Source organism: Streptomyces sp. CT34 (assembly GCF_000805335.1).
GTDB lineage: Bacteria > Actinomycetota > Actinomycetes > Streptomycetales > Streptomycetaceae > Streptomyces.
Window position 1 is genome coordinate 5,941,790 of record NZ_KN708638.1, and the last position, 20,991, is coordinate 5,962,780.

Annotated in this window: 15 protein-coding genes and 1 pseudogene; 12 read left to right on the plus strand and 4 right to left on the minus strand. The window is 73.0% G+C overall.

Annotated features, from left to right (window positions below; translation table 11 throughout):
* Positions 1-74: 74 nt before the first annotated feature.
* From RZ84_RS26050 to RZ84_RS26060, 3 genes are all read left to right on the plus strand, one after another.
* Positions 75-1,529 (plus strand): gamma-aminobutyraldehyde dehydrogenase, encoded by a 1,455-nt coding sequence (locus tag RZ84_RS26050; protein WP_043266335.1) that lies wholly within the window; start codon positions 75-77, stop codon positions 1,527-1,529.
* Positions 1,530-1,661: 132 nt separating this feature from the next.
* Positions 1,662-2,843, plus strand: a complete 1,182-nt coding sequence (locus tag RZ84_RS26055; protein WP_043266336.1) for a polyamine ABC transporter substrate-binding protein — start codon at positions 1,662-1,664, stop codon at positions 2,841-2,843.
* Between the two features lie 173 nt (positions 2,844-3,016).
* Positions 3,017-3,616 (plus strand): HXXEE domain-containing protein, encoded by a 600-nt coding sequence (locus RZ84_RS26060; protein ID WP_078894190.1) that lies wholly within the window; start codon positions 3,017-3,019, stop codon positions 3,614-3,616.
* Positions 3,617-3,976: 360 nt separating this feature from the next.
* Here RZ84_RS26060 and RZ84_RS26065 read toward each other — a convergent pair whose 3' ends face one another.
* Positions 3,977-4,999, minus strand: a complete 1,023-nt coding sequence (locus RZ84_RS26065; protein ID WP_043266337.1) for an adenosine deaminase — start codon at positions 4,997-4,999, stop codon at positions 3,977-3,979.
* Between the two features lie 43 nt (positions 5,000-5,042).
* Positions 5,043-5,660 carry an NADAR family protein gene (locus RZ84_RS26070; protein ID WP_043266338.1) on the minus strand — a complete coding sequence of 206 codons (618 nt, stop codon included), beginning with the start codon at positions 5,658-5,660 and terminating at the stop codon, positions 5,043-5,045.
* Between the two features lie 202 nt (positions 5,661-5,862).
* On the opposite strand from RZ84_RS26070, the gene RZ84_RS26075 reads away from it, so the two are divergent.
* From RZ84_RS26075 to RZ84_RS26105, 7 genes are all read left to right on the plus strand, one after another.
* The gene (locus RZ84_RS26075) at positions 5,863-7,392 is read left to right on the plus strand and encodes a gamma-aminobutyraldehyde dehydrogenase (protein WP_043266339.1); all 1,530 of its coding nucleotides are present in this window, start codon (positions 5,863-5,865) and stop codon (positions 7,390-7,392) included.
* Positions 7,393-7,505: 113 nt separating this feature from the next.
* Complete coding sequence (locus tag RZ84_RS26080; protein WP_043266340.1) at positions 7,506-8,771, plus strand: polyamine ABC transporter substrate-binding protein; 1,266 nt, start codon at positions 7,506-7,508, stop codon at positions 8,769-8,771.
* A 56-nt stretch (positions 8,772-8,827) separates the two neighbouring features.
* Positions 8,828-9,991 carry an ABC transporter ATP-binding protein gene (locus RZ84_RS26085; RefSeq protein ID WP_043266341.1) on the plus strand — a complete coding sequence of 388 codons (1,164 nt, stop codon included), beginning with the start codon at positions 8,828-8,830 and terminating at the stop codon, positions 9,989-9,991.
* Positions 9,988-10,923, plus strand: a complete 936-nt coding sequence (locus RZ84_RS26090; protein ID WP_043266342.1) for an ABC transporter permease — start codon at positions 9,988-9,990, stop codon at positions 10,921-10,923. Before RZ84_RS26085 ends, RZ84_RS26090 begins: the two co-directional genes overlap by 4 nt.
* Positions 10,923-11,765, plus strand: a complete 843-nt coding sequence (locus RZ84_RS26095; RefSeq protein WP_043266343.1) for an ABC transporter permease — start codon at positions 10,923-10,925, stop codon at positions 11,763-11,765. Before RZ84_RS26090 ends, RZ84_RS26095 begins: the two co-directional genes overlap by 1 nt.
* A 5-nt stretch (positions 11,766-11,770) precedes the next feature.
* On the plus strand, positions 11,771-13,198 hold the full coding sequence (locus RZ84_RS26100) for an NAD(P)/FAD-dependent oxidoreductase (protein ID WP_052230161.1): 1,428 nt from the start codon (positions 11,771-11,773) through the stop codon (positions 13,196-13,198).
* 189 nt (positions 13,199-13,387) lie between these two features.
* Complete coding sequence (locus RZ84_RS26105; protein WP_043266345.1) at positions 13,388-14,089, plus strand: DUF4232 domain-containing protein; 702 nt, start codon at positions 13,388-13,390, stop codon at positions 14,087-14,089.
* 141 nt (positions 14,090-14,230) lie between these two features.
* Here RZ84_RS26105 and RZ84_RS26110 read toward each other — a convergent pair whose 3' ends face one another.
* Positions 14,231-14,881: a phosphatase PAP2 family protein gene (locus RZ84_RS26110; protein ID WP_347232788.1), complete on the minus strand. Its 651-nt coding sequence runs from the start codon at positions 14,879-14,881 to the stop codon at positions 14,231-14,233.
* Between the two features lie 555 nt (positions 14,882-15,436).
* Positions 15,437-16,786 (minus strand): 4-aminobutyrate--2-oxoglutarate transaminase, encoded by a 1,350-nt coding sequence (gene gabT / locus RZ84_RS26115; protein ID WP_043266346.1) that lies wholly within the window; start codon positions 16,784-16,786, stop codon positions 15,437-15,439.
* Between the two features lie 218 nt (positions 16,787-17,004).
* Here gabT and RZ84_RS26120 point away from each other — a divergent pair, with 218 nt between their 5' ends.
* Together RZ84_RS26120 and RZ84_RS26125 are read left to right on the plus strand one after the other, a co-directional pair.
* On the plus strand, positions 17,005-19,155 hold the full coding sequence (locus tag RZ84_RS26120; protein WP_043266347.1) for a type IV secretory system conjugative DNA transfer family protein: 2,151 nt from the start codon (positions 17,005-17,007) through the stop codon (positions 19,153-19,155).
* A 196-nt stretch (positions 19,156-19,351) separates the two neighbouring features.
* Positions 19,352-20,991: pseudogene (locus RZ84_RS26125) on the plus strand (PucR family transcriptional regulator ligand-binding domain-containing protein); the annotation flags it as partial.

Here is a 20,991-nt window from a genome sequence, read left to right on the forward strand (position 1 = left end):
GTGTTGAAAACGTGGCCCCCGCGGCTAGTGTGGGATCTCAACCACCGGACATCCGAAACTGAAGGGGGCGCACAGTGACCACCGCACTGCGTCGTCTGCGCAACTACATCGACGGGGAGTTCCGGGACGCCGCCGACGGCCGGACCACGGAGGTGGTCAACCCCGCGACGGGCGAGCCCTACGCCACCGCCCCGCTGTCGGGCCCCGCGGACGTGGACGCGGCCATGGCAGCGGCCGAAGCGGCCTTCCCCGCCTGGCGCGATCTGATCCCGGCCGACCGCCAGAAGGTCCTCCTCAAGATCGCCGACCGCTTCGAGGAGCGCGCCGAGGAGCTGATCGCCGCCGAGTCCGAGAACTGCGGCAAGCCGATCGCCCTCGTCCGCTCCGAGGAGATCCCGCCGATGGTGGACCAGATCCGCTTCTTCGCGGGAGCCGCCCGGATGCTCGAAGGCCGCTCGGCCGGCGAGTACATGGACGGCTTCACCTCCATCATCCGGCGGGAGCCGGTCGGCGTCTGCGCCCAGGTCGCACCGTGGAACTACCCGATGATGATGGCCGTGTGGAAGTTCGCCCCGGCGCTCGCCGCGGGCAACACCGTGGTCATCAAGCCCTCCGACACCACCCCCGCCTCGACGGTGCTGATCGCCGACATCATCGGCGGCGTGCTGGACGAACTCGGCCACTCCCGCGGGGTGTTCAACGTGATCTGCGGCGACCGGGACACCGGCCGCCTGATGGTCGAGCACAAGGTCCCGGCGATGGCCTCGATCACCGGCTCGGTACGCGCCGGCATGCAGGTCGCCGAGTCCGCCTCCAAGGACCTCAAGCGGGTCCACCTGGAGCTGGGCGGCAAGGCACCGGTCGTGGTCTTCGAGGACACCGACATCGCCAAGGCCGTCGAGGACATCGCCACCGCCGGCTACTTCAACGCCGGCCAGGACTGTACGGCCGCCACCCGGGTGCTCGTCCAGGAGTCCATCCACGACGAGTTCGTCGCCGCGCTGGCCAAGGCCGCCTCGGAGACCAAGACCGGCGCGGTCGACGACGAGGGCGTGCTGTACGGCCCGCTGAACAACGCCAACCAGCTCGCGCAGGTCAAGGGCTTCATCGAGCGGCTGCCCGCGCACGCCAAGATCGAGGCCGGCGGCGAACAGATCGGCGAGAAGGGCTACTTCTTCGCGCCCACCGTCGTCTCGGGACTCAAGCAGGACGACGAGATCGTCCAGCACGAGGTCTTCGGTCCCGTCATCACCGTCCAGTCGTTCCGCGACGAGGCGCAGGCGCTGGAGTGGGCCAACGGCGTCGAGTACGCGCTGGCGTCCTCGGTGTGGACCAAGGACCACGCCCGCGCGATGCGGATGTCCAAGGGCCTCGACTTCGGCTGTGTGTGGATCAACACCCACATCCCGCTGGTCGCCGAGATGCCGCACGGCGGGTTCAAGAAGTCCGGCTACGGCAAGGACCTGTCCGCCTACGGCTTCGACGACTACACCCGGATCAAGCACGTGATGACCTCGCTGGACGGCTGAGCCGACCGGCCCTCCCGGGGACCCTCACCGTCGAGCGGCACGGCACGCTCGACACACCGTCGCGGGCGGAGGCCCGGCAGTGGACGCTCTGCCACTTGCCGCCTCCGCCCGCGGCACGTGAGAGTGCTCGCCATGGCTGATCTTTCGCGGCGTTCGCTGCTCAGGGGTGTGGGCGGAATCGGTGTGACCGGGGCGCTGGCCGCCGTCACGGGGTGCGGGGTGCCGCCGGCGTATGTCGACGCGGCCGACCGCGAGAGCCCGGACCGCTCCGCGCGCGAGCACCGGCTGGTCTTCGCCAACTGGCCGCTCTACATCGACGTCGACGACCACGACAAGCAGCGCCGGCCCACGCTGGACGCGTTCCAGAGGCGCACCGGGATCGCCGTGACGTACACCGAGGAGATCAACGACAACGACGAGTTCTTCGGGAAGATCAGCCCCGCGCTGATGAACCACCAGCCCACCGGCCGCGATCTCATCGTCATCAGCGACTGGATGTGCGCCCGGTTCGTCCGGCTGGGATGGGTCGAGACGATGGACCGCAAGGCCCAGCCGAACGTCGCCGAGTACCTCGATCCGCTGCTGCGCACCCCGCACTTCGACCCCGGCCGGATGCACTCGGTGCCCTGGCAGTCCGGCATCACCGGGATCGCGTACAACCGCAGGAAGCTCGGCCGGGAGATCAGGCACACCTCCGACCTGTGGAAGGACGACCTGCGCGGCCGGGTCACGCTGCTGGCCGGGCTCGACGAGGCGTTCGCGATGCTGCTCCAGGGCAACGGCGCCGACATCACCCGCTGGACCGCCGAGGACTTCCACCGGATGATCGACCAGGTGCGCGGCCTGGTCCGCAAGGGCCAGATCCGCCGCTTCACCGGCAACGACTACATCAAGGACCTGGACTCCGGCGATGTGCTCGCCGCGCAGGCGTACTCCGGCGATGTGGTCCAGTTGCGGGCGGACAACCCGGACATCGAGTTCGTGGTGCCGGAGGAGGGGGCCGAGCTGTGGGCGGAGAGCATGATGATCCCCAACCTCGCGGCCCACAAGCGGAACGCGGAGCGGCTGATCGACTACTACTACCAACCCGAGGTCGCGGCGGAACTGGCCGCCTGGGTCAACTACGTGTGCCCGGTGCCGGCCGCGCGGGAGGTGCTCGCCTCGTCCAAGGACAAGGACCGGGCCCAGCTCGCCGAGGACCCGCTGATCTTCCCCGACGCGCGGATGCGCCGGCGGCTGGCCATCGCGCGGGACATCACGGCCGGGGAGCGGACCGAGTTCGCCAAGGAGTGGAACGCGATCGTGGGGCTGTAGGGCCTGCCCGAGGGCCACCTGCCGGGTGCGGGCCGGTGCCCCGGTGGTCAACCGGCCTGCCGGGCCTGGTGGCTGTGCCGATCTGTGTGGTGGAGTCGGAGGCCGCCGTACCCTCCGCGCCCCCCGGGGGGCGGTGTTCGCTGCGGTCAACCGGCCTGCCAGGCTTGGCGGTTATGTCGATCTCTGTGGTGAAGTCGAAGGTTCCCGGTTCTGTGGTGAAGTCGAAGGTCTCCGAGTCGGCCGCGCCGCCCGTGGACGGGATATCGCCCGCCGTCACGCTGGGGTTGTTCGCCGCGTGGGCGCTGCACGACGCGGAGGAGGTGGCGTTCGGTCCGCGCTGGGTGCGGGAGAACGTACCCGCCCTGAGGAAGCGCTTTCCCCGGGTGCCGGAGCGTGTTTGGCGGGCCCTGGAGGGTGTCACCGAGCGGGAGTTCGCGGTGGCGGTCGGCGTGATGGGGGCCGTCGTGGCCGCCGCGGCGGTCCGCGGGCACCAGACGGGCGGCCGGTCCGCGTTCTTCCAGGGTGCACTGGACGGCTTCGGGCTGCACGGCCTGATGCACCTCGCGCAGGCGGCGGCCACCCGCGGCTACACCCCGGGCTCCGCCACCTCTCCGGTGATCGTGATCCCCTTCACGCTCTGGGCGCGCGGCCGGCTGCGGCGCGCCGGGCGGCTGCGTCCGGCGACCGTCGGGGGCGCCGTCCGGGGCGTGGCTGTCGCGGGGGCGGCCACGGTCGTGTCACACGGGGTGGCGCGGCGGCTGGTCCGGCGCTGACCGGCACCGCGGCGGGAGCGCCAACCGGTGCCGCGGAGGCGGAGATCGGCCCGCCCGCGCGGGCGCCCCGGACCGCTGCCGGGCCCCCAGGGCCGTGCGGCCAGGCAGGGCCTTCGGTGGGTCGTGGCCGGGTCCGCGACGTCTGGCACGGCACTCCTCCAGCTGACGCTGGGTGGGGGTGCCCCCAGTGTCAGCTGGGGGAGTGCCCCCACGCGGCGTTGCCGAAACGTCTCCATAGCCCCGCTATAGAGCCGCTCCGGCGCCTAGCGCTCCGCTTCGGCTCTTTGGACGGTCTCCGGAAGCCGAGCTGCGCCGCACCAGACGCCGCGGCCTTTCCGACCCTGACCCACCGCACAGGCCCTAGCCGCGCCAGCCGCTCGCGTACGCGTCGATCTCGGCCGTCAGCCGGGACTTGGCCGCGTCGTCCATGAACGAGGCGGTCACCGCGTTCTTGGCGAGGGCGGTCAGACCCGTGGTGTCCAGGCCCAGGAGGCGGGCGGCGACGGCGTATTCGGTGTTCAGGTCGGTGCCGAACATGGGCGGGTCGTCGCTGTTGACGGTGACCAGGACGCCGGCGTCGACCATCTCCCTGATGGGGTGCTCGTCGAGCGTGCGGACGGCGCGGGTGGCGATGTTGGACGTCGGGCATACCTCCAACGGGATGCGGTGCTCGGCGAGATGGGCCAGCAGCTCCGGGTCCTGGGTGGCGCTGGTGCCGTGGCCGATCCGCTCGGCGCGCAGGTCGCGCAGGGCGTCCCAGATCGTGCCGGGGCCGGTGGTCTCGCCGGCGTGCGGGACGGAGTGCAGACCGGCGGCGATGGCCCGGTCGAAGTAGGGCTTGAACTGGGGCCGCGGCACGCCGATTTCGGGCCCGCCGAGGCCGAACGAGACCAGCCCCTCGGGCTGGAGCTCGCAGGCGATGCGGGCGGTCTCCTCGGCGGCCTCCGCACCGGCCTCGCCTGGGATGTCGAAGCACCAGCGCAGCACCACGCCCAGCTCGGCCTCGGCCGACTTCCGGGCGTCCTCGATGGCCTCGACGAAGGCGGCGTCCGGGATGCCGCGGCGGACCGAGCTGAACGGGGTGATGGTCAGCTCGGCGTAGCGGATCCGCTGGCGGGCCATGTCGCGGGCGACCTCGTACGTCAGCAGGCGTACGTCCTCGGCGTCGCGGATCAGGTCCACGACGGAGAGGTAGACCTCGATGAAGTGCGCGAAGTCGCGGAAGGTGAAGTAGTCGGCGAGCGCCTCGGGGTCACTTGGCACGGCGGAGTCGGGGTGTCGGGCGGCCAGTTCGGCGACGATGCGCGGCGAGGCCGAACCGACGTGGTGGACGTGCAGCTCCGCCTTGGGCAGGCCCGCGATGAAGGCGTCGAGGTCGGACAACGGTTCCTCCTGGGTGACGAGCGGTGCGGATGGGGCGGTCCGGTCATCGTATGGGGGCGGCGGACGCGCCTTCCGCCAGCCTCTGGCGCGCCTCCATCAGCGCGAAGCCGAGGAGGTTCTGCCCGCGCCAGCGGGCCGGGTCGCCGGCGCGCTCGTCGTCGGCGGCCAGGCCGATGCCCCAGACGCGGTCCAGCGGGCTGGCCTCCACCAGGACCCGGGAGCCGGTGGCCAGCAGGAACTCCCGCAGAGCGGCGTGCCGGCCGAATTTGTGCAGGCTGCCTTCGAGGACGAGGGCGAAGCGGTGGCCGCGCCAGCGCTCCTCGTCGAAGCCGCGGACGCTCCGCCCGGCGTCCTTGGCCTCCTTGGGATGGCGGGCGGCCGTCGCGCGCCGCTCCGCCTCCGCGTCACCGAACAGACGGGCCTTGCCGGCCATCATCCAGTGCTCGGCGGTCGCGTAGCGGACCCCGTCGACGGTGAAGGGGGAGGGCCACCACTGGCTGAAGCAGCTCGCGCCGATACGGCCGTCGCGCAGTGGGCGATGACCCCAGAAGTGGACGAACTTGACGCGCTTGCCGGCGGCGGTCAGCGCGCTGACTTCCTCGACCGAACGCGGTCCGTCCGCGGTGCGCCCGTCCATGATCCCCGTGGTGTCGTGCATCATGCCGGGATTCTGTCAGCGGGCACTGACAACGTGTCGGGGGCCCGGACCACCGAATTCGCAGAATTCGTCGCGTAACCAAAAGGCAACAACGGAATCACTTGTTGGTCGCGTTCTGCTCTGTCAAGATCGGCCATCGATTCCGGATTTAGCCACGCCTGACAGTGCCGCCGTGCGGCCCCGGCGCCCGGCGGAGGAGAGCACCATGGACCAGCGATTCGATGTGACCGAACGATTCGCCGAGGGCGCGCAATTCATCGCCGGCGGTCTCCGCCCCGGCACGTCCGGCCGGACGCAGGACGTCGTGGACCCGGCCACCGGGGAGACCGTCCTGCGCTACGAACTCGCCGGCACGGGCGATGTGGACGCCGCCGTGGCGGCTGCCCGGGAGGCGTTTCCCGGATGGTCGCGGGCCACGCCCGGTGAGCGGTCCGACACCCTGCACCGCTTCGCCGCGGCGCTCGCCGAGGACGCCGAGGACCTCGCCTTCGCCGAATCGCTGAACTGCGGAAAGCCGATCAAGCTCAGCAGGGAGTTCGACGTCCCGGGTTCGATCGACAACGCCGCGTTCTTCGCCGGCGCCGCCCGGCACCTGGAAGGCAAGGCGGCCGGGGAGTACAGCGGCGACCACACCTCGGTGATCCGCCGGGAGCCCATCGGCACCGTCGGCTCCATCGCGCCCTGGAACTACCCTCTCCAGATGGCCGCCTGGAAGGTGCTGCCGGCCATCGCGGCGGGCAACACCATCGTCCTCAAGCCCGCCGAGATCACCCCGCTGACCTCGCTGCTGTTCGCCCAGGCCGCACAGCGCGCGGGGCTCCCGGACGGGGTGCTCAACATCGTCTCCGGGGCCGGCCGGGACGCCGGTGAGCACCTGGTCGGCCACGCCGGCGTCGCCATGACCTCCTTCACCGGCTCGACCGGGGTCGGCAGGCGGGTCGCCGAGATCGCCACCGGCACTGTCAAGCGGATCCACCTGGAGCTGGGCGGCAAGGCCCCGTTCGTCGTCTTCGACGACGCGGACCTGGAAGCCGCGGTCCACGGCGCGGTCGCCGGGGCGCTGATCAACACGGGCCAGGACTGCACCGCCGCCACCCGGGCCTATGTCCAACGCCCGCTGTACGACGCGTTCGTGAGCGGGGTAGCCGATCTGATGGCGACCGTACGGCTGGGCGACCCGTTCGACCCCTCCACCGACCTCGGGCCGCTGATCTCGCACGCCCAGCGCGACCGGGTGGCCGGCTTCGTCGAGCGCGCCCGGGGGTACGCCACCGTCGTGACCGGCGGCGGGGCGCCCGCCTTCGGCAGTGGCAGTGAGCTGACCAAGGGGGCGTACTACCGGCCGACGCTGATCGCCGGGGCCGCCCAGGACAGCGAGATCGTGCAGTCCGAGATCTTCGGGCCGGTGCTGGCCGTGCTGCCCTTCGACGGCGACGACGAGGGCATCGCGCTCGCCAACGACACCCCCTACGGGCTCGCCGCCTCCGCCTGGAGCCGCGACGTCTACCGCACCGGCCGGGCCACCCGCGAGATCAACGCCGGCTGCGTCTGGGTCAACGACCACATCCCGATCATCAGCGAGATGCCGCACGGCGGCGCCAAGGCGTCCGGCTTCGGCAAGGACATGTCGGCGTACTCCTTCGAGGAGTACACGCAGGTCAAGCACGTCATGTACGACAACACCGCGGTGGCCAGGAAGGACTGGCACCGCACGGTCTTCGGGGACCGCGGGTAGCCGCCTCACCCCCGGGCGCCCTCCCGGTGCGCCCGCACCGCCCGCGGCCGGCGCCGCGCGGCACCGTCACCACCGGCCGAGCGCCGGGCACAACCCCTGAAAGGGCACCGCGCATGGACCACCACGAGCGGCCCGCGCCGACGACCCCGCCCGCCCCGCTGTCCGCGGCCGAGCTGACCGCCGTGCGCCGCAGCCTGGCCGGCGGCCGGCTCGCCATGACCCGCCGCACGCTGCTGCGCGCGAGCGGCGCCCTGGCGGCCGTGGCGGGCGGTGCCGCCGCCCTGTCGGCCTGCGGGATCGCCCCCGCGGGCCGTACCGACGCGGCGCTGACCGTGGACCACTCCGCGGCGGAGCGGCGGCTCCACTTCTCCAGCTGGGCGCAGTACATGGACGTCGGCGACGACGGGAAGCACCGTCCGACGCTGGACGCGTTCCGGCGGCGGACCGGGATCACCGTCGACTACACCGAGGACATCAACGACAACGACGAGTTCTTCGGCAAGATCCAGGCGCAGCTCGCCAACGGGCAGGACACCGGCCGCGACCTGATCGTGCTCACCGACTGGATGTGCGCCCGGATGATCTCCCTGGGCTGGATCCAGCCGCTCGACCGGTCGCGGCTGCCGCACGCCGTTGCCAACCTGGCGGCCCAGTACCGCAATCCGGCCTGGGACCCGGGCCGCCGGCACTCCTACGTCTGGCAGGGCATCCCCGCGATCATCGCGTACAACAAGAAGGCCACCGGCGGACGCACCGTCGACTCGGTCGGTCAGCTGCTGGAGGACCCGCGGCTGAGGGGCCGGGTCGGCTTCCTCTCCGAGATGCGCGACACCGTCGGGCTGACCCTGCTGGACATGGGCAAGCGGCCCGAGGACGCCACCGCCGACGACTTCGACGCGGCCCTGGCCCGGCTCCGGAAGGGCGTCGACCGCAAGCAGATCCGCCGCTTCACCGGCAACGACTACACCACCGACCTGGACAAGGGCGACCTCGCCGCGTGCGTGGCCTGGGCCGGCGATGTCGTCCAGCTCCAGAGCGACAACCCCGCCATCGGCTACGCCGTCCCCAAGGCCGGCTACATGACCTCCACCGACAACCTCATGGTGCCCGGCAAGGCGCGTCACAAGGAGAACGCCGAACGGCTCATCGACTACTTCTACGAGCCGGCGGTGGCGGCCCGGCTCGCGGCGTTCGTCAACTACGCCTGCCCGGTCGACGGCGTACGCGGCGAACTTGCCAGGATCGACCGGAAGCTGGCGGAGAACCCGCTGATCCTGCCGGACCCGGAGATGGTCGCCCGATCGCACTCCTTCCGCCCGCTGACCCCCCAGGAGAGCCGGGTGTTCAACCAGAAGTTCTCCGACCTCACCGGCGCCTGAGCCGCAAGCCCGGGCCCGGCCCGAGCCGTTTCGCCCTCCGACCCACGGGACGACCCATGACCCACACCGAGACCCTCCAGAGCAGTGGCGGCGACGTCCGCCTCCGCGGGATCAGCAAGACCTACGGCTCCTTCACCGCCGTCCACCCGCTCGACCTCACCATCCCCGCCGGGTCCTTCTTCGCACTCCTGGGCGCCTCGGGCTGCGGCAAGACCACCACCCTGCGCATGATCGCCGGGTTGGAGGAGCCCACCACCGGGACCGTCGAACTCTCCGGCCGGGACGTCACCGACCTGCCGCCCTACAAGCGCCAGGTCAACACCGTCTTCCAGAACTACGCGCTCTTCCCGCACCTGGACATCTACGAGAACGTCGCCTTCGGACTGCGCCGCCGCGGCATCAAGTCCGTGAAGAAGCAGGTCGAGGAGATGCTCGACCTGGTCCAGCTCGGCCCGCTGGCGCGCCGCAGGCCGCAGCAGCTCTCCGGCGGCCAGCAGCAGCGGGTCGCGGTCGCCCGGGCACTGATCAACCACCCCGAGGTGCTGTTGCTGGACGAGCCGCTCGGCGCCCTCGACCTCAAGCTGCGCCGCCAGATGCAGCTGGAGCTCAAGCGCATCCAGACCGAGGTCGGCATCACCTTCGTCCATGTCACCCACGACCAGGAGGAGGCCATGACGATGGCCGACACCGTGGCCGTGATGAACGGCGGCCGGGTCGAACAGCTCGGCGCCCCCGCCGAGTTGTACGAGAATCCCGCCACCACCTTCGTCGCCAACTTCCTGGGCACCTCCAACCTCATCCGGGCCGGGGTCGTCGAGGCGGGCGGCGCGGAACTGCTCCTCAAGGCCGGCGACGCCGAGCTCCGGCTGCCCGCCCGGCGATGCAGCGCCCCGGCCCGCAGCGGCGGGCAGGTGCTGGCCGGGGTCCGGCCGGAGAAGGTGGCCCTGGCGCACGCCGACGACGCCGGGACGATCGCCGAGGGCCGCAACCGGCTGTCCGGCCGCATCAAGGACGCCGGCTTCATCGGCGTCTCCACCCACTACGTCGTCGACGTGCCGGGCCTGGGCGAACTCGCCGTCTACGAGCAGAACATCGAGCGCGACGGCCGGCTGGTGCCCGGCGCCGAGACCGTGCTGCACTGGAACCCGGCGCACACCTTCGCGCTGGACGCGGAGCAGGACAGGCAGGCCGGTGCGGACCTCGACGAGGAGGCCGCATGACGACCACCGAAGCCCCCGCGCCACCGGAGCGCCCGGCCGCCGGCGCCGCGGAGGTCCGCCGGACCCCGGTCCGCAAGCGGCTGGTCCCCTACTGGCTGCTGCTGCCCGGCATCCTGTGGCTGGTCGTCTTCTTCGCCGCGCCGCTGGTCTACCAGGCGTCGACCTCCCTCCAGACCGGATCCCTCGAAGAGGGATTCAAGGTCACCTGGCACTTCGCCACCTACTGGGACGCACTCGCCGAATACTGGCCGCAGTTCGTCCGCTCGGTGGCGTACGCCGCCGTCGCCACCGTGCTCTGCCTGGTGCTCGGCTACCCGCTGGCGTATCTGATCGCCTTCAAGGCCGGGCGCTGGCGGAACGTGGTGATGATCCTGGTGATCGCCCCGTTCTTCACCAGCTTCCTGATCCGCACCCTGGCCTGGAAGACGATCCTGGCCGACGGCGGACCGGTCGTCGGGGCCCTGAACCACTTCCACATACTGGACGTCACCAGTGCCCTGGGCATCACCGAAGGGCACCGGGTGCTGGCCACCCCGCTCGCGGTGGTCTGCGGACTGACCTACAACTTCCTGCCGTTCATGGTCCTGCCGCTCTACACCTCGCTGGAGCGCATCGACCCGCGGCTGCACGAGGCCGCCGGCGACCTCTACGCCCGCCCGGCGACCACCTTCCGCCGGGTCACCTTCCCGCTGTCCATGCCCGGCGTCGTCGCCGGCACCCTGCTGACCTTCATCCCGGCCGCCGGTGACTACATCAACGCCGAACTGCTGGGCTCCACCGACCAGAAAATGATCGGCAACGTCATCCAGTCGCAGTTCCTGCGCGTCCTGGACTACCCGACCGCCGCCGCGCTCTCCTTCATCCTCATGGCGGCCATCCTCGCCATGGTCACGCTCTACATCCGCAAGTCGGGGACGGAGGACCTGGTCTGATGGCCGGCCACGAGACCACATCGGCCACCGCGGCCCGCCGCCCGAACCGGGCCGGCCGCCGGCTGCGCCGCAACATCGTCACGATCGCGGGCCTGGGCACGCTGGGCTATCTGATCCTGCCCAACCTCGTCGTGATGGTCTTCTCCTTCAACAAGCCCAACGGCCGCTTCAACTACCAGTGGACGCGGTTCTCCACGGACGCCTGGACCGACCCGTGCGGCGTCGCGGACATGTGCGGCTCGCTCGGGCTCAGCCTGGAGATCGCCGTCTGGGCCACGGTCGGGGCGACCGTCCTCGGCACCATGATCGCGTTCGCGCTGGCCCGCTACCGCTTCCGCGCCCGCGGAGGAGTGAGCACCCTGATCTTCCTGCCGATGGCCATGCCCGAGGTCGTCATGGCCGCCTCCCTGGCCACCCTGTTCCTCAACATGGGCATCCGGTTCGGCTTCTGGACGATCCTCATCGCGCACATCATGTTCTGCCTGAGCTTCGTCGTCACCGCCGTCAAGGCCCGGGTGATGAGCATGGACCCCCGGCTGGAACAGGCCGCCCAGGACCTCTACGCCACACCGGCGCAGACGTTCCTGCGGGTCACGCTGCCGATCGCGGCGCCCGGCATCGCGGCCGGCGCGCTGCTCTCCTTCGCGCTGTCCTTCGACGACTTCATCATCACGAACTTCAATGCCGGCTCCACCGTGACCTTCCCCATGTTCGTCTGGGGATCGGCGCAGCGGGGCACGCCCGTTCAGATCAATGTCATCGGTACGGCGATGTTCCTGGTCGCCGTGCTGTGCGTCTTCGTCGGCCGGACGGCCGGCAAGAAACGCCGCAAGAGGAGCTGAGAACCATGGCACGAGCTGACGTGCCGTATCCGTCCGCGTCCCCCGTCCATGCGCTGGCCGACGCCGCCCCCGAGCCGTTCTGGCTGGCCGACCCGGCCCGCCCCGACGCCCTGCCCGCCCTCGTCGGCGACGAGCGCTGCGATCTGCTGGTCGTCGGCGGCGGCTACAGCGGACTGTGGACCGCGCTGCTCGCCAAGGAGCGCGACCCGCGGCGCGATGTCGTGCTCATCGAGGGCCAGGAGGCCGGCTGGGCCGCCTCCGGGCGCAACGGCGGCTTCTGCGCCGCCTCGCTCACCCACGGCCTGGGCAACGGCCTGTCCCGCTGGCCCGGCGAGCTCGCCGAGCTGGAGGAGCTGGGCGCCCGCAACCTCGACGGGATCGAGGACGCCATCGCCCGCCACGGCATCGACTGCGACTTCGAGCGCACCGGCGAGATCGACGTCGCCACCGCCCCGCACCAGGTCGCCGAGCTCCGCGAGATGGCCGAGGAGGCGGCGGAACTCGGCCTGGCCGGGCGGCAGTTCCTCGACCGCGAGGCGGTCCGCGCCGAGGTCGACTCGCCCACCTTCCTCGCCGGCCTGTGGGACCGCACCGGCGTCGCGATGCTCCACCCGGCCCGGCTCGCCTGGGGCCTCAAGCGCGCCTGCCTCTCCCTCGGCGTCCGCATCTACGAGCACACGCCGGGCGGCCGTCTCTCCTCGCGCGGCGCGGAGGTCGCCGTCCGCACCCCGTACGGCCGGGTCTTCGCCCGGCACGCGGCGCTGGCCACCAACGCCTTCCCGTCGCTGGTCAAGCGGGTGCGCCCGTACATCGCGCCGGTCTACGACCACGCCCTGATGACCGAGCCGCTCAGTGCCGAACAGCTCGCCGCCGTCGGTTGGAAGAACCGGCAGGGCGTCAGCGACAGCGCCAACCACTTCCACTACTTCCGCATCACCGCCGACCACCGCATCCTGTGGGGCGGCTACGACATCGTCTACCGCTACGGCGGCGGCGTACGGGCCGAGTACGACCACCACCCGGCCACCTACCGCAAGCTCGCCCACCACTTCTTCCGCTGCTTCCCGCAGCTCGAAGGGCTCCGCTTCAGCCACGCCTGGGGCGGCGCGATCGACACCTGCTCCCGCTTCTCGGCCTTCTTCGGCACCGCCCACGGCGGGCGGGTGGCCTACGCGCTGGGCTACACCGGACTGGGCGTCGGCGCCACCCGCTTCGGCGCGGAGGTGATGCTCGACCTGCTGGAGGGGGAGCGCACCGCGCGCACGCAGCTGGAGATGGTGCGGACCAGGCCGCTGCCCTTCCCGCCGGAGCCGGTGCGGTCGCTGGGCATCGGCCTCACCCAGTGGTCCATGACCCGCGCCGACGAGAACGGCGGCCGGCGCAACCTGTGGCTGAAGGCCATGGACAGGATGGGCCTGGGCTTCGACAGCTAGCCCGGCTTCCCCTTCCCGGATGCCCCATGGGGCGGGCGGCCGGCGCGCCGCCCGCCCCGCTGCCCTCTCCTGTCTCCCGGGGGACGCGGCGGCGGGGCGTTAGCCGCTCGTTAGCGGATCATCAGCGGCGGCGACCAGAGTGGTATCCGCGGACGACAACCGGACGCAGCCGACCACAAGGGGGACACCATGTCGCACACCACACTCCGTCACGGACGCAGGGCCGCCGCCGCGGGCCTGATCGCCGTCGCCGCGCTCGGCCTGACCGCCTGCAACGGCACCAAGTCCGACGCCGCCGGCTCCCCGGCCGGCTCCGCCTCGGCCCCCGCCGCGGACTCCGGCGGCTCCGGCGACGGCGGCAACTCGGGCGGCACCGCGGGCGGTTCGACGGACGCCAGGACCACGGCGGCCGGGCACCGTGCGCACACCGGGCGCGGCTCGCACGCGGGCGCCGGCTCCGCGGGCGGCCGGTGCACCACCGGCGGACTCCAGGCCGGCTGGGGCTCCGAGGGAGGCGGCATCCCCGACATGAAGAGCGACTCCCAGCAGACCGCCGCGGTGTGGCTGAAGAACACCGGCAAGGCGAGCTGCACCCTGGACGGCTTCCCGGGCGTCCAGCTCAAGAGCACCGACGGCACCACCTGGGACCTGCGGCGCTCCGCCGGGAAGCCGGCCCCGGTGACGCTGAAGCCGGGCGCGCGCACCCGGTTCACCATCGAGCTGCTGCCCAGTACCGCCAAGGACGACAAGAAGATCGAGCCTGCCGTGGTGACCGTCACCCCGCCGAACGAGAAGAAGTCCGTCACGCTCAAGTGGCCCTACGGCGGCGCGATCCTCGACCAGTCGGCCGCCACCCACCCCGGCACCTTCGTCAACCCGATCAACGGCTGACGGCCCGATGCGACATACGCCCGGTGCGACATACGGCTGACCGCCTGCCCCGAACAGCGGCTGACGGCCCGCCAGTTGACCGCGTCCGGCCGCGCGGGCCCGACGTTCGCCCGATGGGTCGGGGGCAGGGGCGGCATGGCCCTAGCGGTCCGCCCCGGGCCGTCCGCCCCACCGGTCGCACACCGCACACCACAGGGGCAGCAGCACACCGGCCAGACACCAGCTGCCGAGCACGTCGAGCGGCCAGTGGTACCCCTGCCGCACCAGCCCCAGGCCGACGCCCGCATTGAGCAGCCCGGTCCCCGCCGCGAGCAGTACCGCGGCGGGGACCGCCGCGATCCGGGCGCGCCCGCGGTCCGCCGGCCGGCCGTCCTCGGGGTGCGCGGCCCCGCGGCGGTGCGCCCGCGCCAGCAGCAGCGCCGCCAGCCCGTAGGCGACGGCCGCGGTCGCCCCGTGCCCCGAGGGGTAGAAGCCCTCGTGCGAGCCCGCCATCGGGGGCGGCCCCGGCCGGTCGAGCCACACCTTGAACGGGACCACCAGCGCGGGCACCGCGGCCAGGCCGCCCAGCGCCGCGAGCGGCGGCAGCCAGGGCCGCGCCGGTCCCGGGTCCGCACCCGCCGCGCGCCGCAGCCGCCACAGTGCCCACCCCGCCACCACCAGCAGCACCGGCAGCGCCACGGCCGTGTTGCCGAGATCGGCGAGGAACTGGGCGAGCGGCCCGGGGACGGCGCTCGCCTCCAGGCCGCGGCCGAGCCGTTCGTCGAGGGCGCGCACCGCGCCGTGGGCCGCCACCTGCCAACTGATCAGCCCGAAGAGCAGCGTGCTGACCAGGGCGACGACCGCGGGGCGGCGGCCGGGGCGCGGTACCCGGAAATCGCGAAGAAGCGGCCGTCCCGGAACAGGGGGGGTGGTTCCGGAACGGCCGCGCTGACCGGTGTCCCGCGCGCCCCGGGGGGTCTGGGGCGGGCGGACATCCGATCGGTGAGGATTCCCGGAGCGAGCAGCTCCGGTGTTGTGCGCGAGGGCACGGCCAGGTCGAAGCCGGGGAAGCGCCGACCGGGCATCACCCGCAGTCCCCTGCGGGCGGGGTGTTTCTCTCATCTGCAGAAACCGTACGGCACCGGGAGCGCCCCCGTAAGCCGCATCACCCGCCCGCCATTGCCCCCGCACATCTTCTTCACGCGGCACTTCAGGTGGTACCTCCGGTTCCGTTTGCCGCCGGTGGCGGACGCGAACGGGGCGCGGCCCGGGACACGGTGTGGGCCGCGCCCCGGGCCGCGCCCGGATGCCGTTTTGCGGGTGGGCCCTACGGATTTGCGGGTGGGCCGTACGGAGCCCGGCCGCCGGTCAGAGCGAGCCGAACGCCTGCTCCAGGATGTCCAGGCCCTCGTTGAGCAGGTCCTCGCCGATGACCAGCGGCGGCAGGAAGCGCAGCACGTTGCCGAACGTGCCGGTCGTCAGCACCAGCAGGCCCTGCTGGTGGCACGCCTTGGCGAGCGCGCCGGTGACCTCCGGGTCGGGCTCCTTGGAGCCGGACCTGACCAGCTCGATCGCGATCATCGCGCCGCGTCCGCGGACCTCGCCGATGATGTCGTACTTCTCCTGCATCGCGGTGAGGCGGGGCTTCATGACCTCACCGATGCGCCTGGCCCTGGCGTTCAGGTCCAGCTCGCGCATGGTCTCGATGGAGCCGAGCGCGGCGGCGCAGGCCACCGGGTTGCCGCCGTAGGTGCCGCCCAGACCGCCCGCGTGCGCGGCGTCCATGATCTCCGCGCGGCCGGTGACGGCCGCCAGCGGCAGACCGCCCGCGATGCCCTTGGCCGTGGTGATGAGGTCCGGGACGATGCCCTCGTCCTCGCACGCGAACCACTGGCCGGTACGGCAGAAACCGGACTGGATCTCGTCGGCGACGAAGACGATCCCGTTCTCCTTCGCGAAGTTCGCGATCGCCGGGAGGAAGCCCTTGGCCGGCTCGATGAATCCGCCCTCGCCGAGCACCGGCTCGATGATGATCGCCGCGACGTTCTCCGCGCCGATCTGCTTGGTGATCTGCGTGATGGCCTGGTCGGCGGCCTCCCGCGCGCAGTTCTCCGGGCCGGTCAGCCAGCGGTAGGGGTAGGCCAGCGGAACGCGGTAGATCTCGGGGGCGAACGGACCGAAGCCGTGCTTGTACGGCATGTTCTTCGCGGTCAGCGCCATCGTGAGGTTCGTCCGGCCGTGGTAGCCGTGGTCGAAGACGACGACCGCCTGGCGCTTGGTGTACGCACGGGCGATCTTGACGGCGTTCTCCACCGCCTCCGCACCGGAGTTGAACAGTGCCGACTTCTTCGCGTGGTCGCCCGGCGTCAGTTCGGCCAGCGCCTCGCAGACCTCGACGTACGGCTCGTACGGCGTGACCATGGCACAGGTGTGGGTGAAGTCGGCGAGCTGGGCCGCGGCCCGGCGGACCACCGCCTCCGCGCTGTTGCCGACCGAGGTCACCGCGATGCCGGAGCCGAAGTCGATCAGGGAGTTGCCGTCCACGTCCTCCAGGACGCCGCCGCCCGCGCGCCTGACGAACACGGGCAGCACGGCGCCGACGCCGGCCGCCACGGTGGCCTGCTTACGGGCCCACAGTTCCTGGGACTTGGGGCCGGGAATCGCGGTGACGACGCGACGCTCCTGGGGGAGGGCGGGGCCTCCGGACAGTTCGGTCATGGCGGTCTCCTGGGGGTGGAACACGGACGTACAGAGGTCTTGTTCTCGCAGGTTAGGGGCGGTCGAGCGGGTCGGGCATGTTCCGTTCGGGAGAAGTGCGCGTGTTGCGTTGTCCGCACCGGACATAGCCACGATCCGCACCGGACATGGCCACGGCGCGCGGCCAGTAGATTGAACGGTGGCAGCAGGTCACGTTCGAGGGGGGACAAGGGCACCGGATGGACACCGACGGCACCCAGGACGCGCGCAACACCCGCTCCGACCGGATCCCGCGGCAGGCGGCACCGCCCGTCCCACCGCCGCCCGCCGCGCCGCCCCCGCCGGCTGTCCCCGCCCCCGCCGTCCCGCCCGCCGGCCGGCCGGCCGGGGCCGAGCCGCCGCTCGTCGGGTGGCTGCGCACCCCGCGCCCGGCCGCCGCGCCCGGCATCTGGACCTACGGCCACCACCCCCGCGCCAAGGAGGAGCCCGAGCGGGTCCCTCTGCGGCAGCTGATCAGCGGCGCGGTGATCTCGTTCCTGTGCGGCTGGCTGCTGTGGTCGCTGCTGTGGAACAACTACCTCGGCAGCTACTGGCTCTGGCCACTGGTGCTCCTGACGCCCGACTCCTGGCGCGACGGGACCGAACCGATGGCCTATGTCTGGGCCAGCTACATCTATTACGGCCTGTTCCTGGCCCTCATGGCCGTCGTCTTCGGCCGCCTCGGCCGCTGGCCCGAGTTGGCCCGCCGCGTCCTCGGCCCGGCCCTGCGCCGGCTGCGCGACCGCGCCCCCGCCGCCGTGCCGCAGCCCGCCGCCGACCGCGCCCAGTGGCCCGAGCTGCGGGCCCACGGCGCCCCAGACGCCGCGGACCGGCTCGCCGAGGAGGCGCGCGCCGGGCGGATGAACGATGTGGACGTGGCCCGGATCGAGCGCGCCTGGCGCTCGGTGCGCTCCGGGCGCAACTCCCTCTCCTCCTTCACCGACACCGTGCTGCGGCACGGCGCCGCGGCCTGTGCGCACCCGTCCGGGCAGCGCGACCTGGCGCACCGCACCGCCCGGCACGATCTGCTCGCCCACCAGGTCCGCATCGGCACCGCCGCCGACCACCCGCGCAACCCGTACCAGCACCGGGGCACCGGCTCGGCCCTGGAGCCGCGGGTGTTGGGCACCTCCCTGCTGGCCGTCGGGCCCGCGGGGAGCGGCAAGACGACCCGGGTCGTCCGGCCGGTCGTGGAGGCCATGTGCCTCCAGGCGCTCGCCGGACAGTGCGCCGTCGTCGCCGTCGGCCCGGCGGGGGCCGACCTCGGGCCCCGCGACGCCTTCGACGTGGTCGTCGCGATCGGCCGCCCGGACCCGGACTGCGACCTCGACCTCTACGGCGGCACCACCGACCCCGACGAGGCGGCCGGGATCCTCGCCGAGGCGCTGGTCGGCGACCTCGCCGCGCAGCTGCCCGGTGGCGACAGCCGGCGCGCGGCGACCGCCCTGGCCCAGCTGCTGGGCCCGTTCCGGGCCGTCCACGACCGCTTCCCGACCGTGCCCGAGCTGCGCGAACTGCTGGACGGCGCACCGCAGGCGGTGTCCGCGCTGCGCACCGCCCTGGAGGAGGCCGGCGACCACACCCTGCTGCGCGAACTGGACGCCCGCGCCCGCCAGTCGGAGCGCCCCGGTGACGTCGGCCTGCTGCTCGCCGACCGCATCGCCCTCCTCGACCGCCCGGCGTTCGCTCCCTTCTTCGACCCGACGGGCGCCACCCGCCAGGTCTCGCTGCGCTCCCTCGACCACCCGCTCCGGGTCCGTATCGAGCTCCCCGAACGGGGCCACGCCGAGGCGTCCCGGATCCTCGCCCGGCTGGTCCTGGCCCAGTTCACCGAGTGCGCGGTGGCCCGCGCCGACCGCTCGCTGTTCGCCTGCCTGGTGCTCGACGAGGCCGCGCACACCGTCACCGCCGAATCACTGCGCGGCCTCCAGCGGCTGCGGTCGGCCAACGCCGGCGCGGTGCTGACCCTGCGCTCCCTGGACGACGTCCCCGAGGGGCTGCGCAGCGCGCTGCTCGGCGCGGTCGGCTGCCGGATGGCGTTCGCCGGTGTGACGCCCTGGGACGGCGCGCCGTTCGCCGAGGTGTGGGGCAAGGAATGGGTGCAGACCCGCGATGTGACGGACCGTCAAATCATCGCGCACGGCGCGGGGATGAAGGCGTTCCACATCTTCCGCCATCTGGTCACCGGCAAGGCGGCCACCTCCAAGGCCGTCACCGTGCGCACCGTCGAGCGCGAACGCTGGTCCGCCTCCGACCTCGCCAACGCCGTCCCCGCCGGGCACGCGGTGCTGTCCGTGACCACGGTCGAGGGCGAGCACGCCCCGCCCGTCCTGGTCGACCTGCGCTCCTGAGGGCGCGGGTCGGGGGTGGTGCGCCGGGGGCGGCCGGGCCGGACGGTGCACGGTGACCGGTTCCGGGAGCTGTCCCGCAAACCCTCCGTTGAGGCAGAATCGGCACCAGCCGTTCATACGGGGCGGCGCAAACGAATCCGTGCCAATCCTGGGGTGCCGACCGCTCCCGCCGCCCACCGCAGCCACCGAAGGTCCCATGCCGCACACCCTCGCCTCACTGGTCAACCACACCGCGCTCAAGCTGACCGTGCTCGCGGGGGAGGACCGGCTCGACGTCCCGGTCCGCTGGGCACACGCCAGCGAGTTGATCGACCCGGTGCCGTACATGGAGGGCGGCGAGCTGCTGCTGATCACCGCGCTCAAGCTGGACGCGGCGGACCCGGACACCGCGGGCCGGTACGTGCGGCGGGTCGCCGAGGCGGGGGTGGTCGGGCTGGGGTTCGCGGTCGGGGTGAACTACGAGGGGGTGCCGCAGGCGCTGGTGGACGCGGCCCGGCAGCAGCATCTGCCGCTGCTGGCCGTGCCCCGCCGCACGCCGTTCATCGCGATCAGCAAGGCGGTCTCGGCGGCCGTGGCCGCGGACCAGTACCGCGCGGTGACCGCCGGGTTCGAGGCGCAGCGGGAGCTGACCCGGGCGGCGCTCGGCGCCGACGGGCCGGCCGAGCTGCTGGCCCGGCTGGCGGCGCACCTGGACGGCTGGGCGGCGCTGTACGACGCGTCGGGCGCGGTGGTGGCCGCGGCTCCCGACTGGGCGGCCCGGCGGGCGGCCCGGCTCGCGCCGGACGTGGCGCGGCTGCGGGCGCGCCCGGCGCCGGCCAGCGCGGTCGTCAGCGACACCGACGGCGACGACCGGGTGGAGCTCCAGTCGCTGGGCACCGGGCGGCGGGCGCGCGGCGTCCTCGCGGTCGGCACGGCGGCGCCGCTGGGCACCGCCGAGCGGTACGCCGTGCACTCCGCCGTGGCGCTGCTGACCCTGACCACGGAGCGGTCCCGGGCCCTCCAGGACGCCGAGCAGCGGCTGGGCGCCGCCGTGTTGAAGATGCTGCTGGCCGGCGAGCCGGACCATGCGCGGGCGGTGGCCGGGCGGCTCTACGGAGGGCTGCTGGACGCCCCGTTCCGGGTCCTGGTCGCCGAGCCGGTGCCGACGGGCGATCAGCCGCCGACCCCCAAGCTCTCAACTCCTCCCCCACCCTCAGCTTCGTTCGAGCGGGGGGATCCCCATGCGCAGGGCGGACCCCCATCGCCCCGGAGCGCCGGCGCCCCCTCCGTCCTGGACGCGCTCGCCGACGCGCTGGACTCCGCCGCCGCGCGGACCGGCGAGGCGGTCCTCGCCGTACCGGGCACCGGCCGGCTGACCGCGCTGGTCGCGGACGGCGGCGCGGCGGCGGACGCCTGCGCCGAGTTCGCCGCCGCGGCCGAGGCCCGCCTCGGGGCGCAGCCGCGGCCCCCCGGCCGGCCGGCGCGCGAGGCGGCGGGCCGGGACACCGAGGGGCTGGCCGTCGGACTCTCCGCGCCCACCGGCCCGATGGCCGCCGCGACCGCCTACCGCCAGGCCGAGCAGGCGCTCTCGGTCGCCCGCCGCCGCGGCCGGACCCTGGTGGAGCACGAGGACGTGGCGGCCGGCTCGGTCCTCCCGCTGCTCGCCGACGACGCGGTGCGGGCCTTCGCCGACGGGCTGCTGCGCGCGCTGCGCGACCACGACGCGACCGGCCGCGGCGACCTGGTGGCGTCGCTGCGCGCCTGGCTCGCCCGGCACGGCCAGTGGGACGCCGCCGCCGCCGACCTGGGCGTGCACCGCCACACCCTGCGCTACCGGATGCGGCGGGGGGGGGGGAG